15 protein-coding genes are annotated in these 16,930 nt (G+C 71.4%); 10 read left to right on the top strand and 5 right to left on the bottom strand.

Annotated elements, in window-relative coordinates; translation table 11 throughout:
- Window positions 1-5: 5 nt before the first annotated feature.
- Both ACIA6T_RS33820 and ACIA6T_RS33815 read right to left on the bottom strand, forming a co-directional pair.
- Window positions 6-647 carry a dienelactone hydrolase family protein gene (locus tag ACIA6T_RS33820; RefSeq protein WP_399450339.1) on the bottom strand — a complete coding sequence of 214 codons (642 nt, stop codon included), beginning with the start codon at window positions 645-647 and terminating at the stop codon, window positions 6-8.
- Window positions 648-661: 14 nt separating this feature from the next.
- Complete coding sequence (locus ACIA6T_RS33815; protein ID WP_344559978.1) at window positions 662-1,057, bottom strand: DUF2267 domain-containing protein; 396 nt, start codon at window positions 1,055-1,057, stop codon at window positions 662-664.
- Window positions 1,058-1,203: 146 nt separating this feature from the next.
- Here ACIA6T_RS33815 and ACIA6T_RS33810 point away from each other — a divergent pair, with 146 nt between their 5' ends.
- Window positions 1,204-1,539 carry a DUF6343 family protein gene (locus tag ACIA6T_RS33810; protein ID WP_399450362.1) on the top strand — a complete coding sequence of 112 codons (336 nt, stop codon included), beginning with the start codon at window positions 1,204-1,206 and terminating at the stop codon, window positions 1,537-1,539.
- Between the two features lie 253 nt (window positions 1,540-1,792).
- Here ACIA6T_RS33810 and ACIA6T_RS33805 read toward each other — a convergent pair whose 3' ends face one another.
- Window positions 1,793-2,113, bottom strand: a complete 321-nt coding sequence (locus ACIA6T_RS33805) for a DUF2795 domain-containing protein (RefSeq protein WP_073936819.1) — start codon at window positions 2,111-2,113, stop codon at window positions 1,793-1,795.
- 79 nt (window positions 2,114-2,192) lie between these two features.
- A complete protein-coding gene (locus tag ACIA6T_RS33800) occupies window positions 2,193-3,206 on the bottom strand; it encodes a LacI family DNA-binding transcriptional regulator (protein ID WP_399450338.1) in 1,014 nt (337 codons plus the stop codon).
- Window positions 3,207-3,530: 324 nt separating this feature from the next.
- Here ACIA6T_RS33800 and ACIA6T_RS33795 point away from each other — a divergent pair, with 324 nt between their 5' ends.
- The 5 genes from ACIA6T_RS33795 (at window position 3,531) to ACIA6T_RS33775 (ending at window position 9,914) form a co-directional block, all read left to right on the top strand.
- Window positions 3,531-4,838 (top strand): ABC transporter substrate-binding protein, encoded by a 1,308-nt coding sequence (locus tag ACIA6T_RS33795; RefSeq protein ID WP_399450337.1) that lies wholly within the window; start codon window positions 3,531-3,533, stop codon window positions 4,836-4,838.
- Window positions 4,839-5,140: 302 nt separating this feature from the next.
- On the top strand, window positions 5,141-6,136 hold the full coding sequence (locus tag ACIA6T_RS33790; RefSeq protein ID WP_399450336.1) for a carbohydrate ABC transporter permease: 996 nt from the start codon (window positions 5,141-5,143) through the stop codon (window positions 6,134-6,136).
- A gap of 12 nt (window positions 6,137-6,148) precedes the next feature.
- Complete coding sequence (locus tag ACIA6T_RS33785) at window positions 6,149-7,075, top strand: carbohydrate ABC transporter permease (protein ID WP_399450334.1); 927 nt, start codon at window positions 6,149-6,151, stop codon at window positions 7,073-7,075.
- A gap of 59 nt (window positions 7,076-7,134) precedes the next feature.
- Window positions 7,135-8,571, top strand: a complete 1,437-nt coding sequence (locus ACIA6T_RS33780; RefSeq protein ID WP_399450333.1) for a GH1 family beta-glucosidase — start codon at window positions 7,135-7,137, stop codon at window positions 8,569-8,571.
- A gap of 344 nt (window positions 8,572-8,915) precedes the next feature.
- Window positions 8,916-9,914, top strand: coding sequence for a helix-turn-helix domain-containing protein (locus ACIA6T_RS33775; RefSeq protein ID WP_399450332.1), 999 nt, complete (start codon window positions 8,916-8,918; stop codon window positions 9,912-9,914).
- A gap of 344 nt (window positions 9,915-10,258) precedes the next feature.
- Here ACIA6T_RS33775 and ACIA6T_RS33770 read toward each other — a convergent pair whose 3' ends face one another.
- Window positions 10,259-11,281 (bottom strand): LacI family DNA-binding transcriptional regulator, encoded by a 1,023-nt coding sequence (locus ACIA6T_RS33770; RefSeq protein WP_399450331.1) that lies wholly within the window; start codon window positions 11,279-11,281, stop codon window positions 10,259-10,261.
- A 138-nt stretch (window positions 11,282-11,419) separates the two neighbouring features.
- Between ACIA6T_RS33770 and ACIA6T_RS33765 the strand changes: the two genes are divergently transcribed.
- From ACIA6T_RS33765 to ACIA6T_RS33750, 4 genes are read left to right on the top strand one after another with little or no spacing between them, the layout of a single operon-like run.
- Window positions 11,420-12,724 carry an ABC transporter substrate-binding protein gene (locus ACIA6T_RS33765; RefSeq protein ID WP_399450330.1) on the top strand — a complete coding sequence of 435 codons (1,305 nt, stop codon included), beginning with the start codon at window positions 11,420-11,422 and terminating at the stop codon, window positions 12,722-12,724.
- A gap of 10 nt (window positions 12,725-12,734) precedes the next feature.
- Window positions 12,735-13,691 (top strand): carbohydrate ABC transporter permease, encoded by a 957-nt coding sequence (locus ACIA6T_RS33760; protein WP_399450329.1) that lies wholly within the window; start codon window positions 12,735-12,737, stop codon window positions 13,689-13,691.
- Window positions 13,688-14,506: a carbohydrate ABC transporter permease gene (locus tag ACIA6T_RS33755; protein ID WP_399450328.1), complete on the top strand. Its 819-nt coding sequence runs from the start codon at window positions 13,688-13,690 to the stop codon at window positions 14,504-14,506. Before ACIA6T_RS33760 ends, ACIA6T_RS33755 begins: the two co-directional genes overlap by 4 nt.
- On the top strand, window positions 14,503-16,872 hold the full coding sequence (locus tag ACIA6T_RS33750; protein WP_399450327.1) for a glycoside hydrolase family 3 N-terminal domain-containing protein: 2,370 nt from the start codon (window positions 14,503-14,505) through the stop codon (window positions 16,870-16,872). Before ACIA6T_RS33755 ends, ACIA6T_RS33750 begins: the two co-directional genes overlap by 4 nt.
- Window positions 16,873-16,930: the final 58 nt, after the last annotated feature.

Raw genomic sequence — 16,930 nt, 5'->3', positions numbered from 1 at the left:
CCCGGTCACAGATGGTCGCGGAACCAGCCGGCGGCGAGTTCGGCGACCTGCTCCAGCGCGCCGGGTTCGGGAAAGAGGTGGGTCGCACCGGGCACCACGTGGACGCGGTGCGGCGCGGACAGCCGGCCGGCGGCCTCACGGTTGAGGCCGAGCACCGTCTCGTCGTCGCCGCCCACCACGAGCAGCACCGGGCACGCGACCAGACCGAGCGCGTCGCCCGCCAGGTCCGGGCGCCCGCCCCGCGACACGACCGCCGACACCCGCTCGGGGCGTTCGGCGGCGGCCACCAGCGCCGCCGCCGCTCCCGTACTGGCCCCGAACAGGCCCACGGGAAGGTCCACGCCGTCCGGGCGCCGCTCCAGCCAGTCGACGGCATGCGCCAACCGCCGGGCCAGCAGGCCGATGTCGAAGCGGTGCCGCCCCGTCGCGTCGTCCTCGCGCTCCTCCTCCGGGGTCAGCAGATCCAGCAGCAGCGTGCCGAACCCCGCCCCCCGCAACGCGGTGGCGACCGCCCGGTTGCGGGGGCTGAACCGTGAGCTGCCGCTGCCGTGCGCGAACAGCACCACGGCGCGCGCCCCGGCGGGGATCACGAGGTCCCCGGCCAGGGCCGCCGCGCCCGAGGGGACCGTCACGGACTCGGAGACCATGCCCGGTCACCTCCTCAGTCGGTGTCGTCGGTGGCACGTCCGACGGGCAGCAGGCCGCCGATGTCCCTGGGCAGCGCGGCGACCAGCTTCTCCGTCAGCTCCGGAGTGAGGGCCGCGTCGAGCACTTCCAGTACGGCGGCGGCCTCGCGCACGGCCGCGTCCTCGTCCGTCTCCGCGCGGCCGGCGATCCGTCCGGCGAACGTCGTCAGGTCGAAGCGCTCGCCCGAGGTGGTCTGCCGCATGGGCGCGGCCAGGGTCGGCGGCAGCTGGGCGGCCACATGGCCCGCCAGCCCGGACGGCAGCCGCTCGGCCAGCGTACTCAGCACGGCCCGGGTCGCCCGCTCGGACGTTCCCCGGTCCGGCAACCGAGTGAGAGCCTGCACTTTTCCGATGAACTCGTCGTGCTGCATGAGGCGCTGTCCTTCCTCATGGTGCGGTGGTCGGCGGTCGGGCAACGGGCGAGTACCCGGAACGGGTCCGCACCAACGAACGCCGGTTCGCCACCTGGGACGGCGGCCACCCGGCCGGCGTGCACGTGACGGAGGAGGTGCCCGGCGTGCGTGACCCCCGTACCGGTCCCACCCGCGAGCCGGTCTCCCGGGCCCGCTCCGGAACGATCGGCCGCCGCTCCCCGCGGACCGGCACCGAACCGGTCACCGCGCGCAGCCCGCTGCGGCCGCGCCTGCTGCTCGCCGCGGTCTTCCTGCCCCTCTTCCTCGCGGGCACCGCGCTGTTCGGCACCCGGGCCGCGCGGTCCGACGCCGGCGACAGCCCCGGCCGGGGCCCGCCGGCCCCGCTCGCCGTCGTCTGCGGCGTGCTCGCGCTGACGGCCCTCCTGGACCTGGCGGTCGTACCGCGCCGGCTGCGCCGGGGACGGGGCGCCGCCCACTGACCGGCTCCCGGTGACGCCCCGCGGTGTCGTGTACACCGGTGGTGGGCGCACCGGACCGGTCCCGCGTCCCAGGTCCGGGGACGAGGAAGACCCGGCCGTCCGCGCCGCGAGGGGCACGTCACCGGCCGGCGACGTGCCGACCGGAGAGGCGGTCGTAAGTGACCGGGGCGCGGGAAGGCCGCGCGGGCGGCCCGTCCCGCGGCCCCACCCCGGGAGAGGCACTGATGCGGCTCACCCGCGCCGTCTGCCGCGGTCAGCGGTCCAGTTCGTCCTCCACCGGCGGTTTCGGCACGTCACGCAGGTGCTGGGACTGTCCCCGCCTGCCGCCCGCACGGGCCTGCTCCGCCTGCTGCGCGGGGCTCAGGCCGAGGTCGGAATCGGGGTCCACGCGCACCGACCGGGCCACCTCCTCACGATTGGCGTACTGCTCGGCGGGAATGCCGCGCAACGCCTTGACCACGTCCGGCGCGGCACCCGACCGACTGGCCGCCTGGACCAGGTCGTCCTTGCCGGCCGGGAAATCGACGTCCTTGATGGCGCTCACCACGTCCCGGGCGCTCGTCCTGTGGGCCATGGCTCCTTCTCCCTCGTCGCGGTACTGGAACCACCCGGGTAACCGCCATCGCCCGTCCCTCACCTCCGCGGAAGCCCCGCTACGACGACTCCCGCACCACCAGCTCCGTGGGCAGCGTCCGCTGCTGCCGGGGCCCGCCCTGCTGGGTGATGCCGGTGAGGATCCGGGCCATGGTGCGGCCGATCTCCTCCACCGGCTGGCGCACGGTCGTCAGCGGCGGGGCGGTGTGGCGGGCGAGGACGGAGTCCTCGTAGCCGACGACGGCGACGTCGTCGGGGACCCGCAGTCCCCGACGACGCAATTCGGCCAGGGCGCCGACCGCCATGAGGTCGGAGGCGGCGAAGACGGCGTCCAGGTCCGGGGCGCGTTCAAGTAGCGAACGCATGGCCCGGCAGGCGCCCTCCTCCGTGAAGTCGCCCTCCTCGACCAGGAGTTCGTCCGCCGGCACCCCCGCCTCCCGGTGCGCGGTGTGCCAGCCGGCGAGCCGGCTGCGGCCGACGTCCATGTCCAGCGGGCCGGTGATCGTGGCGATCCGGGTCCGGCCGCGGTGCAGCAGGTGGCGTACCGCCGCGGTGGCGCCCCCGGCGTTGTCGGAGTCGACGTAGCTCAGCCGTTCGCCCGCGTCGCGGCGGCCGGCCAGCACGGTCGGCAGGCCCATCTCCTCCAGCATGCCCGGCAGCCGGTCGTCGGCGTGCACGGAGACCAGCAGGACGCCGTCCACGCGGTGCGTCGCCACCGTCTCGGTGAGCCGGTCCCGTTCGGCCTGGTCGCGGACGAGCATGAGCTGCAGCTGGGTCCGGCTCTCCGCGAGGGCGCCGCTGACACCGCGGATCAGCGCGGCGAAGAACGGTTCCGAACCGAGCCGGCTCTCCGACTCCGGGATCACCAGGGCCACCGCGTTGGTGCGGTTGGTCACCAGGCCGCGGGCGACCGAGTTGGGAACGTAGTTCAGCTCCTTGATCGCGGCCAGGACCCTCGCACGGGCGTCGGCACTGACCAGGTCCGAGCCGTTGACGACGCGGGAGACCGTGGTGCGGCCCACGCCTGCGCGGGCCGCGACCGTTTTGATGGTCGGACGGCGGTTGCCGCTCATGTGCTCCCCCCTGGACGGCCGCGACGGCGATGCCTGCCGCGGAGTTGACCTGCGGCAATTCTTGCAGACGCCGCCGTCGGCCCAGCACCTCCCGGGGGCGGGACGGCGGACGCGGGACCCGGTACGGGAGGACGAGTTGGTTTCAAGTTATTGACAGACCTATCCGCTAGCCATGAGTCTTCGTTGCGCGATGGGAACGTGCCCACCCCGCAATGGGCACGTGCCCAACCCAGGATGGGTACGTTCCCATCCCTATCAGAGCCGCTGTAGTCATCGCAGAACTCGTCACCTCGGTGTGTCAGCGCCGTCGCTAGGAGGAGATCCATGGGCACTTACGGTTCATCGCGCAGGAAGGCGGTGGCGTCGGCCGCGGCCGTCGGCGCGCTGGCACTCGTCGTCGGCTGCGGCGGCAGCGACGACTCGGTCACCGGCGGTGGCAAGAAGGACGGCAAGGTCACCATCACCATGGGCCTGTTCGGCGTGATGGGCCTCAAGGAGACCGGCCTCCTCGAGCAGTACGAGAAGGAGAACCCCGAGGTCGACATCAAGGCCGAGGTCGCCGGTGACGAGCAGACGTACTACCCCGCGCTGCAGACCAGGCTCGCCGCCGGTAAGGGCCTGAAGGACATCCAGGGCATCGAGATCGGCCGGGCCAAGGAGATCACCGAGACCCAGGCGGACAAGTTCGCGGACTTCGCCGGCATGGCGGGCACCGACCACTTCCTGCCCTGGAAGCAGTCCCAGATCAGCACCGCGGACGGCAAGGTGCTGGGCCTGGGCACCGACATCGGCCCGATGGCCGTCTGTTACCGCAAGGACTACTTCGAGCAGGCCGGCCTGCCCACCGACCGCGAGGAGGTCGGCAAGCTGTGGGAGGGCGACTGGAAGAAGTACGTCGAGGTCGGCCGCACCTTCAAGAAGGACTTCAAGGGCGACAAGGTCGCGTTCACGGACTCGGCCAGCGGCCTGTTCAACGCCATGGTCTACGGCTACCCCGAGCAGTACTACGACGAGAAGGGCGAGCTGATCTACGACAAGAACCCGGCCGTCAAGGAGGCCTGGGCCCTGTCCGCCGATGCCGCAGAGGAGGGCCTGACCGCCAAGCTCCGGCAGTTCCAGCCGGGTTGGGACCCGGGCCTGGCCAACGGCACGTTCGCGACCGCCGTGTGCCCGGCCTGGATGCTCAGCCACATCAGCGAGAAGGCCGGTGAGGCCAACAAGGGCAAGTGGGACGTCGCCAGGGCGCCCAAGGGCGCCAACTGGGGCGGCTCCTTCCTCGGTGTGATCGAGCAGAGCCCGGTGAAGGAGGAGGCCAAGAAGCTCGTCGCCTGGCTGACCGCGCCGGAGCAGCAGGCCCACATCTTCAAGGAGATCGGCAACATCCCGTCCTCCGAGAAGGCGCTCCAGGCCGACGAGGTGAAGAACGCCAAGTCGGAGTACTTCGACAACGCGCCGATCGGCCAGATCTTCGGTGCCGCCGCGCAGGAGATCCCGGACAAGCAGGTCCTCGGCCGCAAGGACGGCACGATCAAGGACACCTTCTCCCAGGGCCTTGCCCTGGTCGAGCAGGGCACCGCGCGCGACAAGGCGTGGAAGACCACCACGGAGCGCATCGAGAAGGCCGTCGGCTGACCGACGCCTCCCGCGGCCGCCCGGGCCCGTCGGGCCCTGTCGTCGGACTCCCGCCCGCCTCACGACGCCGTGCACGCTCCCCGGAGAGGCACCCCCACCCGCCGCGCCGGGCCCTGACCCGAGTACGTCCGGTACAGGGTCCGGGGCCCGGCACTCCCCGGCCGGGGAGTGCCCCGGAGCACGCACCTGACGCCGCCAGGCCCGCCCCACGGGCGGCCGACGGAAGCCCGACGACGGCCCCGGCATCCGCCGACGGGCCCGGGCCCCGCCTCACACATCCGCATCCAGGAAGGAAAAGTCCGGTGGCCACCTCCACCACCAAGGCCCTGACCGGCGAGGAGCCGCCGGCCCCGCCCGGCACCACGGGCGACGGCAGGACCGCCCGCCGGCGCGGCGCATGGCTGCACCGGCTGGACGTCAAGGGCGCCCCGTACGCGTTCGTCGCGCCGTTCTTCGTCGTCTTCGCCGCGTTCAGCTTCTACCCCCTCGTCTACACCTCGTGGATCTCCCTGCACGACGTGGAGCTGGCCACCCTCGACGTCATGGAGTGGGTGGCGTTCGACAACTACGTCGAACTCTGGGGCGACTCGCAGTTCTGGAACGCGCTGCGGAACACCGTCACCATCGGCGTCATCTCCACGGTGCCGCAGCTGATGATGGCGCTCGGCCTGGCGCACCTGCTCAACTACCGGATGCGCGCCTCGCTGTTCTTCCGCGTCGCCTCGCTGGTCCCGTACGCCACCTCGGTCGCCGCCGCCGCGCTCGTCTTCACCATGATCTTCGAGCGTGACTTCGGCATGATCAACTGGGCGCTCGGCTCGGTCGGCATCGACCCGGTGGACTGGGAGGCCGACAAGTGGCCCGCCCAGGTGGCGATCTCCACCATCGTCATCTGGCGCTGGACCGGCTACAACGCGCTGCTCTACCTGGCCGCCATGCAGGCCATCCCGGCCGAACGGTACGAGGCGGCGTCCATCGACGGGGCGTCCCGGTGGAAGCAGTTCACCCACGTCACCGTCCCCGGTATCCGCTCCACCATCGTCTTCACCATCGTGCTCTCCACCATCGGCGCCACCCAGCTGTTCGGCGAACCGCTGATCTTCGGCCAGGGCCCCAACGGCGTCACCGGCGGCGCCGACAACCAGTACCAGACGCTGGGCCTGCTGCTGTACGAGGAGGGCTGGAAGAACTACCAGATGGGCCGCTCGGCGACCGTCGCCTGGGCGATGTTCATACTGCTCGTCCTCGCCTTCGTGGCGCAGCGCCTGATCAAGCGCCTGCGCTCCCGTACGTCCTGACCTGGAGTCATCATGACCACCAACAGCCTCCCGGTCCGGACGGAGCCCCCGGTCCGGACCCCCGTAGAGAAGCCGGCCGGCCGCGGCGGCCGTCGCCGGCTGCTGCGCCAGGGCGCCGGCCGCCAGCACCACGCCGGGCCGCTCGCCTACGTCCTGCTCGTCGTCATGGCGGTACTGTCGATCTTCCCGCTGTACTGGACGATGGTGGCGGCCTCCACCGACAACACCCGGGTCAGCCAGACCCCGCCGCCGTTCCTGCCCGGCCCGAACCTGTTCAGCAACCTCGCCCGGGCCTGGGACGAGGCGGCGATGGGCAAGGCCATGGTCAACAGCCTGATCGTGGCCGGCGTGATCGCCCTGTCCACGGTGATGTTCGCGACGCTGGCCGGATTCGCCTTCGCCAAGCTGCGGTTCAAGGGCCGCAACGTCCTGCTGATGCTGGTCATCGGCACCATGATGGTGCCGCCGCAGCTCGGCGTCGTACCGCTGTTCATGATGATGTCCGAGCTGGGCTGGTCGCAGCAGCTGCCCGCCGTCATCTTCCCCACGCTGGTGAGCGCCGTCGGCGTGTTCTTCATGCGGCAGTACCTGTCCGAGGCGCTGCCCGACGAACTCGTCGAGGCCGGACGTGTGGACGGGGCGCACTCGCTGCGCATCTTCTGGAGCATCGTGCTGCCCGTGGCGCGGCCCGCGATGGCGGTCCTGTTCATGATCACGTTCGTGCACGCGTGGAACGACTTCTTCTGGCCGTTCGTGGTGCTCGACATGACCAACCCGACGGTCCCCGTCGCCCTCACCCAGCTCAGCGCGGGCTACGTCCGCGACCAGTCGCTGATCATGGCGGGCGCGCTGCTCGGCACGCTGCCGCTGCTGGCGATGTTCATCGTCTTCGGCCGCCAGATCGTCAGCGGCATCATGGCCGGCGCCGTCAAGGGCTGACCCGCACCCACCCTGCCAGGCCTTCGCCTGCCAGCTCCCCTCACACCGAAAGGACTTACGTGGTCACCGCACAGCAGACCGCGTCCGCCCCGGACGCCGCCCGCACCTTCCCCAAGGGCTTCCTCTGGGGCTCCGCCACCGCCTCCTACCAGATCGAGGGGGCCGCCGCCGAGGACGGCCGTACGCCGTCCATCTGGGACACCTACGCCCGCACCCCGGGCCGGGTCCGCAACGGCGACACCGGTGACATCGCCACCGACCACTACCACCGCTGGCGCGAGGACGTCGCCCTCATGGCCGAACTCGGCCTGGGGGCCTACCGGTTCTCCCTGGCCTGGCCCCGTATCCAGCCCACCGGCCGCGGCCCCGCCGTGCAGAAGGGCCTGGACTTCTACCGGCGCCTCGTCGACGACCTGCTGGACAAGGGCATCCAGCCCGTCGCCACCCTCTACCACTGGGACCTCCCGCAGGAGCTGGAGGACGCCGGCGGCTGGCCGGAGCGCGCCACGGCCGAGCGGTTCGCCGAGTACGCGGCCCTCGCCGCGGACGCCCTCGGCGACCGGGTGAAGACCTGGACGACGCTCAACGAGCCCTGGTGCAGCTCCTTCCTCGGCTACGGCTCCGGCGTGCACGCCCCCGGCCGCACCGACCCGGTCGCCGCGCTGCGCGCCGCCCACCACCTCAACCTGGGCCACGGCCTGGCCGTCCAGGCGCTGCGCGACCGCCTTCCCGCCGCCGCCCGGTGCTCGGTCACCCTCAACATCCACCACGTCCGCCCGCTCACCGGCAGCGACGCCGACGCCGACGCGGTCCGCCGGATCGACGCCCTCGCCAACCGGGTCTTCACCGGCCCGATGCTCCAGGGCGCCTACCCGGAGGACCTCCTCAAGGACACCGCGGCGCTCACCGACTGGTCCTTCGTCCGCGACGGCGACCTCGAACGGATCCACCAGCCGCTGGACTTCCTCGGCGTCAACTACTACTCGCCCACCGTCGTCTCCGAGGCCGACGGCAGCGGCACCCACAACTCGGACGGACACGGCAACAGCGCCCACAGCCCCTGGCCGGGCGCCGACAGGGTCGCCTTCCACCAGCCGCCCGGCGACACCACCGCCATGGGCTGGGCCGTCGACCCCACCGGCCTGTACGACCTGCTGCGCCGCCTGTCCTCCGACTTCCCGAAGCTGCCGCTGGTCATCACCGAGAACGGCGCGGCGTTCGACGACTACGCCGACCCCTCCGGGAACGTCAACGACCCCGCCCGGATCGACTACGTGCGCGGCCACCTGGCCGCCGTGCACCGGGCCATCGTCGACGGCTCGGACGTGCGCGGCTACTTCCTCTGGTCGCTGCTGGACAACTTCGAGTGGGCCCACGGCTACGGCAAGCGCTTCGGCGCCGTCTACGTGGACTACCCGACCGGCACCCGCATCCCCAAGGCCAGCGCCCGCTGGTACTCCGAGGTGGCCCGCACCGGCATCCTGCCCGGCGCCTGACCGGACGGGCGCGGTGGCGCACGCCGTGCCGATGCCCACTGCGCTGTGTACCGAGGGCCGAGTGGCCCCCCGGTGCGGCACGGCGGGCGGGCGGCACCCCGGCGACGGGGGAATCCGGTGGCGCCGCCGGAACGGGGGGACCGGTCCACGCACCGGTCCCCCCGGGGCGGGCCGGTCTCTCGGGCACTGTGCGGTACGCGGCCGGACGCGTCCTCCGCCGGGCGCGCGGACTTCCTCGACCCTCCGTGCACCGCGGCCGTGAACTGACCGGCACGGTGCTGCCCGGACGCCCACCCGCGGGGGAGAATGCGGCAGGGGATCACCTGCGGCGGGGGCGGAGGGCCATGGAGCGCGAGGACACGGCGGGGAAGAGCGGGCCGGCGGGCCCGGTGTCCGTCTCCGGCGACAGCGTCAGCGGACCGGACGGATTCGACCGGTGGGGCGAGATGGTCGGCAAGGCGGTCATGCCGGTGACGATGGCCAGTGAACACGCCGACCACTTCAGGGGCGAGGCGACCACACTGGAACTCGCGCACACCGAGGCGTCCGCCTTCTCCTTCTCGCCGATGTCGGCGTGGCGGACGCCCGACCACATCCGGAGGTCGGACCCGGAGAACTACTACCTCTGCCTGGTCCACGGCAGTCCGGTCGCCCTGGAGCAGCGCCGCAACAACGTCCTGCTCACCGCGGGGGAGATGGCGATCTTCGACACCTCGCAGCCCCTGTTCTGCGATTTCCAGGACCACGGCCGTCCCACCCGGGTGTCCCTGTTACGGCTGCCCAGAGCCGCCGTACCGCTGCCCGGTGACAGAACCGACGGGCTGGTGGCCACCCGGCTGCCCGCACAGGCCGGTTCGGGCGTGCTGCTCGCCTCCTTCCTGACCGGTCTGCGGGCGAACGCCGGGCAGTTCAACACGGCGGAGCTGCGACGCCTCGGCGCCATGGCGCTCGAAGTGGCCGCCACCTTCCTCGCCGCCCGTCTCGACCTCTCCCCGCCGCTGCCGGTCGAGAGCAGGCAGCAGGTGCTGCTGGCCCGGATCGACGCCTTCATCACGCACAACCTGTCCGACCCGGAGCTGAGTCCGGCGACGATAGCCGCGCACCACCACGTCTCCGTACGCCTCCTGCACGCCCTGTTCGAGGAGGAACCCGAGACGGTCGGCGCCACGATCCGCAGCCGCCGGCTGGAACGCACCCGCACCGACCTCGCCGACCCGCGACTGCGGCACCGGACGATCGGCGAGATCGCCCTCCACTGGGGCTTCCGCCACCCCGCCGACTTCAGCCGCGCCTTCCGGCGCGCCTACGGAATCTCCCCCAGCGACTTCCGGCACACGGCCTGACCGAAGGTTTCGCCGTAGACGGCCCGAAGAACAGCCCGGCATTCAGGCAGAACGGTGCTCCGGAGGCCTCCGAAACATTCGAACCCACCCGGCGCCCCTCACGCCTCCTTGGGCGGAGCCGTGCTCACCGGTCGCGCGAGGCGGTAGGCGGCACGTGCGGGCGCCGCGTCTCCTGCCGGGCCTCACACCGACGCGGCACCGCACGCCGGGCAGGCCGTCCTTCACGCCTCCTTGGGCGGAGCCGTGCTCACCGGTCGCGCGAGGCGGTAGGCGGCACGTGCGGGCGCCGCGTCTCCTGCCGGGCCTCACACCGACGCGGCACCGCACGCCGGGCAGGCCGTCCTTCACGCCTCCTTGGGCGGAGCCGTGCTCTGCCGTACCACCAGGTGCGTCGCCAGTTCTATGCGCTGGGCGGCCGTGCCGGGGTCGTCCGGGCGGAGCAGCATCCGGGCGGCCTCCTCGGCCATGTGCCGCAGCGGCTGGTGGACCGTGGTGAGCGGCGGGCTCGACCACTGCGCCAGCGGTACGTCGTCGTAGCCGACCACCGACAGCTCCTCCGGCACGCGCAGGCCCCTGACCCGGGCCGCCTCCAGCACACCGAGCGCCTGGAGGTCGCTGCCCGCGAAGACCGCCGTGGGCCGGTCGGGACCCTCCAGCAGGTCCATGGCGTGCTCGAAGCCGCCCTGCACATGGAAGTCGCCGAAGCGCATCAGCCGCGGGTCGGTCTCCAGACCCGCCATCGCCATGGCCGAGCGGTAGCCGTCGAGGCGCGCCAGTGAGCACAGCATGTCCTCGGGCCCGGTGATGATCGCGACCCGCTCGTGCCCCTGGTCGGTGAGATGGCGGGTGGCGGCGAGGCCGCCGGCCCAGTTCGCCGAGCCGACCGAGGGCACGTCCGGGTCGGGGTCGCCCGCCGGGTCGATGACGACGAAGGGGATGGCCGCCGCCCTGAGCTGGCGCTTGATGTGCTCCGGGAGGGTGGAGAAGACCAGCACGACGCCCAGCGGCCTGCGTTGCAGCACGCCCGGGAGCCACTCCGGCGCGGGGGTGTGCCGGGTGCCGCTCTCGGTGAGGACGACCGTCGCGCGGTTCTCCTTGGCGACGTTCTCCACGCCCCGGATCAGCTCCATCGCCCAGATGCTCTCCAGCTCGTGGAAGACGATCTCGACGAGCGGTGAGCGGGACGTCGACGAGGTGCGACGGCGGTAGCCGTGGGCGTCCAGCAGCCGTTCCACCTTGGCCCGGGTGGCGCGGGAGACATCCGATCGGCCGTTGAGGACCTTCGAAACTGTCGGCATCGAAACGCCTGCCTCTTTCGCTACCGCGGCCAGGGTGACTCTGCCGTTCGCCTCGTCGTCATCTTGCATAGGCGCAGGATACGGCACCATGCGTCGATAACGGTTTGGGCGAGTACTGAATCGACCGTTGACCGAAACACCGGTCTGACCTACTGTCCAGCGGCATGGACTTTCGGCGATGATGCCGAAACTTTCGAAAGGCGAACGATGAAGACACGTGCGCGCTTGCCCAGACTGGTCGCCTGCGGTGCGACGCTCACCCTCGCACTGAGCCTCTCGGCCTGCGGCGACGGGGACGGCGGGGCGTCGGCGGACGACGGCAAGATCCATGTCCTGGTCTACGGGGACGCCAGCAACAAGGTCGAGAAGCAGATCGTCGACACGTTCAACAAGACGTCCGACGTCAAGGTCGTCCTCGACACCATCCCCGGTGCGGACTACCAGCAGAAGCTGCAGACGATCATCAGTACCCCCCAGGCCCCGGACGTCTTCTTCAACTGGGGCGGCGGCAGCATCAAGCCGTTCGTCAAGGCCGACCTGCTGATGCCGCTCGACGACTTCATCAAGAAGAACCCGGACCTGGAGAACAAGTTCCTGCCGTCCGTCTTCAACAACGCCGTCGTCGACGGCAAGCCGTACGGCATCCCGATGCGCGGCACCCAGCCGGTCCTGCTCTTCCACAACAAGGCGGTCCTCGACAAGGCGGGCGTCAAGCCGCCGAAGACCTGGGACGAACTGCTCGACGCGGTCGGCAAGCTCAAGGACGAGGGCGTCACGCCGATCGCGCTCGGCGGCGGCGACGTCTGGCCGACGCAGATGTGGTTCCAGTACCTCTACGACCGCATCGCCGGACCGGAGCTGTTCGCGAAGGCCGTCGGGGGCGACAAGAGCGCCTGGGAGAGCGCGGACAGCAAGAAGGCCCTGAACATGATCAGGGAGCTCGTCGACGCCGGCGCCTTCGGCAAGAACTACGACTCCGTCAAGTACACCAACGGAGGCTCGGTCCAGCTGGTGGCCGCGGGCAAGGCCGGCTTCGAGCTGATGGGCTCCTGGTACTACTCCCAGCAGCTCACGGACCACAAGGACTTCGCCGAGAAGGACCTCGGCTACACCGCCTTCCCGGCCGTCGAGGGCGGAAAGGGCGACCCGAAGAACGTCGCCGGCAACACCAACAACTACTACTCGGTGATGAAGAAGACCAAGCACCCCGAGGCCGTCGCCGAGTTCCTGAAGCTCATGTACTCCGACGACTTCGTCAAGGCGCATCTGGAGATCGGCAACCTGCCGACCACGACCAACACCGACAAGTTCATCGAGACCGCGGGCTCCCCCGAGTACTCGCGCTTCCAGTACGACCTGGTCGCCGACGCCCCGTCGTTCCAGCTCTCCTGGGACCAGGCGTACCCGCAGAAGGCCAGCTCGGACATGCACAAGGCCGTCCAGCAGTTCTTCAACGGACAGCTCGACACGGACGGCTTCATCAAGGCCATGCAGGCCCTCCCCACCGAGTGACGAACGGCTCATGACGACAAAGACCACGAGCGCTCGGCCCGCCGCCGGACCCCGCAAGGGGGCCCGGCGGCGGCCGCCCGCCTCGACCGCAACGAAGGTGGGCCGCCCCGGCTTCGCCTGGGCGCTGCCCGCCGCAGTGTTCTTCACCCTCTTCGCGATCGTCCCGCTGATCATGGTGGCGGTGCTGTCCTTCATGAGCTGGGACGGGCTCAGCTCGCCCGAGTTCGTCGGCACGGACAACTGGTCGCGCCTGATGGACGACCCGGTGATGCTCAAGAGCATCTGGCTGACCCTGCTGCTGACCGTGCTCGGCGTGGTCCTCCAGACCCCGCTGAGCATCCTGCTCGGCGTCTGGGCCGCCGGCCACCAGCGCAACCGGGCCGTGCTGTCCGTCATCTACTTCATCCCGCTGCTGCTGTCGGCGACGGCCGTCTCCGTGCTGTGGCGGGCGCTGCTCGACCCGAACTTCGGCATCCCGGCCGAGGCCGGCTGGCTGTTCGGCGACGGCAACCTGTTCGGTGAACAGGCCACCGCCATCGGTGTGCTGGCGTTCGTCAGCACCTGGCAGTTCACCCCGTTCCACACCCTGATCTACCAGGGCGCCGCCCGCGCGATCCCGCAGGTGCTCTACCAGGCCGCGGAGATCGACGGGGCGGGACGCTACCGGCAGTTCTTCCACATCACGCTGCCGCAGCTGCGCAACTCGATGATCACCTCGATGATCCTGATGATCGTCGGCGGCCTGACCACCTTCGAGACGGTCCTCATCCTGACCCAGGGCGGCCCCGGCACCGACACCACCATCAGCGCCTACTACATGTACGACAAGGCGTTCAAGAGCTTCGACTACGGCACCGGCTCCGCGATCGCCCTGGCCCTGGTCGTCGCGTCCACGATCATCTCGCTGATCGTCGTCCGGGTCTCCGGCTACGACAAGATGCGCAGCTCCATGGAGGGTGTGTCATGAGGCGCCGACCGAACTACGTGGCCGGCGTCGGCTCGCTCTTCTGGCTCTTCCTGGTCGGCCTGCCGCTGTACGTGATGCTCGCCGCGACCCTGCGCACCCGCCAGGACTACGCCGAGAACGGCCCGGTCTCCTTCCCGGACAGCTTCACGCTGGACAACTACACGGGTGCCTTCGACTCGGGCTTCGGCCAGTACTTCCTCAACACGCTCGTCGTCACCGCCTGCGTGATCGGCATCGTGCTGCTGCTGGTCCCGCCGCTCGCCTACGCGATCGTCCGCAGCCGCGGCCGGACCACGTCGGCGGTCTTCCGGCTGTTCCTGCTCGGACTCGCCATCCCGGCCCAGGCCGTCATCGTGCCGATGTTCTACCTGATCAGCGAAGCCGGGCTGTACGACAACCTGCTGGGCGTCATCCTGCCCACGGCCGCGTTCTGCCTGCCGATGTCGGCGCTGATCCTCAGCGGCGCGATGCGCGACATCTCCCCGGAGCTGTACGAGGCCATGGCCATGGACGGCGCCACCCCGCGGCGCATGTTCTTCCAGCTCGTCCTGCCGCTGTCGAGGGGCGGACTGTCCACGATCGTGGTCTTCTCCGCGCTCCAGGCATGGAACGGCTTCCTGTTCCCGCTCGTCCTGACCCAGTCCGACTCCACCAAGGTGGTCACCCTGGGCCTGTACAACTTCCAGACCGCGCACGGCATCGACATCCCCGGTCTGCTGGGAGCCGTGGTGCTGTCCATGGTGCCCATCCTGCTCGTCTATCTGTTCGCCCGTCGCGCCCTGGTCCAGGGTCTGATGGGCGTCGGAGGAAAGTGACTGCCGACGTGGCCGTAGAGACCACCCCCGAAATCCCCCTCTGGAACGACCCCGCCCACCCCGTCGCCGCCAGGGTCGACGCGCTGATCGGCGCGATGACCCTCCAGGAGAAGATCGCCCAGCTGTACGGCGTGTGGGTCGGCGCGTCCGCCAACGGCGGCGAAGTGGCCCCGCACCAGCACGACATGGAGGAGGCCGTCGACCTCGACGCGCTCCTGCCCACCGGACTGGGCCAGCTCACCCGCCCCTTCGGCACCGCACCCGTCGACCCGGCGCTCGGCGCGCTCTCCCTGCTGCGCACCCAGTCCCGCATCACCTCGGCGGGCCGCTTCGGCATCCCCGCCGTCGCGCACGAGGAGTGCCTGGCCGGCTTCGCCGCCTGGGGTGCCACCGCCTACCCCGTCCCGCTCTCCTGGGGTGCCACCTTCGACCCGGACGTGGTGCGCCGGATGGCCGCCGCCATCGGCCGCGACATGCGGTCCGTCGGCATCCACCAGGGCCTCGCCCCCGTCCTCGACGTGGTCCGCGACGCCCGCTGGGGCCGCGTGGAGGAGACCATCGGCGAGGACCCGTACCTCGTCGGCACCATCGGCACCGCGTACGTCCAGGGCCTGGAGTCCGCCGGGATCGTCGCCACCCTCAAGCACTTCGCCGGCTACTCGGCCTCCCGCGCCGGACGCAACCTCGCCCCCGCCCCCATGGGCGCCCGCGAACGGGCCGACGTCCTGCTGCCGCCGTTCGAGATGGCGATCCGCGAGGGCGGGGCCCGCTCCGTGATGCACTCCTACACGGACACCGACGGCGTCCCCGCCGCGGCCGACGAGAGCCTGCTGACCGGACTGCTCCGCGACACCTGGGGCTTCGACGGCACCGTCGTCGCCGACTACTTCGGCATCGCCTTCCTCAAGACCCTGCACGGCATCGCCGCCGACTGGGCCGACGCCGCGGGCACCGCGCTGAAGGCCGGTGTCGACATCGAACTGCCCACCGTCAAGACGTTCGGCGCGCCGCTCACCGAGGCCGTCACCGCCGGCCGTGTCCCCGAGGCGCTCATCGACCGCGCCCTGCGCCGCGTCCTCGGCCAGAAGGCGATGCTCGGCCTGCTCGACCCGGACTGGAACCCGGTGCCGCCCGCGCTCGACGGCGTGGACCTCGACGACCCGGACGCCCTGCGCGGCACGATCGACCTGGACCGGCCCGAGAACCGGGAACTGGCCCGCGAGATCGCCGAGAAGGCGGTCGTCCTGCTCACCAACGACGGCACCCTGCCGCTCGCCGCGCCCCGCCGCATCGCCCTGGTCGGCCCCAACGCGGCCGAGGCCACCGCCGTACTGGGCTGCTACTCCTTCCCCCAGCACGTGGGCGTGCAGCACCCGGACGTCCCGGTCGGCATCGACCTGCCCACCCTGCGGGACACCCTGGCCGCCGAGTTCCCCGACGCGGAGATCACGGCCGTACGCGGCACCGGCGTCGACGACGGGGACCTCTCCGGCATCGGCGAGGCGGTGGACGCGGCCAGGGACGCGGACGTCGTCATCGCCGTCCTCGGCGACCGCGCGGGCCTGTTCGGCCGCGGCACCAGCGGCGAGGGCTGCGACGCGGAGTCCCTCGCCCTGCCCGGTGCCCAGCAGCAGCTGCTCGACGCGCTGCTCGACTCCGGCGGACCGGTGGTGACCGTCCTGCTCGCCGGCCGGCCGTACGCGCTCGGCCGCGCCGTCGCCGAGTCCGCGGCGATCGTGCAGTCCTTCTTCCCCGGAGTCGCGGGCACCCACGCCATCGCCGGCGTGCTCAGCGGCCGTACCAACCCCTCCGGACGGCTTCCGGTCAGCGTGCCGCGCGGCCCGGGCTCCCAGCCGACCACCTACCTCGGCGCCCGGCTCGCCCAGGTCAGCGAGGTGTCCAACATCGACCCGACCCCGGCGTTCGGCTTCGGCCACGGCCTGACGTACACGAGTTTCGCCTGGAGCGACCTCGCGGTGGACGCGCGGGAGGCGGGCACGGACGGCGAGTTCGGCCTCACCCTCACCGTCCGCAACACCGGCGGCCGTTCCGGCACCGAGGTCGTCCAGCTCTACCTGCACGACCCGGTCGCCTCCGTCGTCCAGCCGGTGCAGCGGCTCGTCGGCTACACCCGGGTGGAGCTGGAACCGGGGGAGTCCCGCCGGGTCCGCGTCACCGTCCCGGCCGACGTGGCGTCCTTCACCGGCCGCGACGGCCGCCGGGTCGTCGAACCCGGTGACCTGGAACTCCGCCTCGCCACGTCGAGCACCGACGCGCGTCTGACGGCGACGGTCACCCTGACCGGCCCCGAACGCCGGGTGGACCACACCCGCCGCTTCCACGCGGCCTTCACCCAGGAGGCGTGACCCGGACCCGCCCCGGAACCCGTTCGGCCCGGACCGCACACGCGGTCCGGGCCGAACG

It is taken from the genome of Streptomyces sp. NPDC051740 (assembly GCF_044453165.1).
Classification (GTDB): domain Bacteria; phylum Actinomycetota; class Actinomycetes; order Streptomycetales; family Streptomycetaceae; genus Streptomyces; species Streptomyces atrovirens.
Note: the sequence above shows the minus strand (reverse complement) of the source record. Positions and strands in the feature narration are given on the sequence as shown.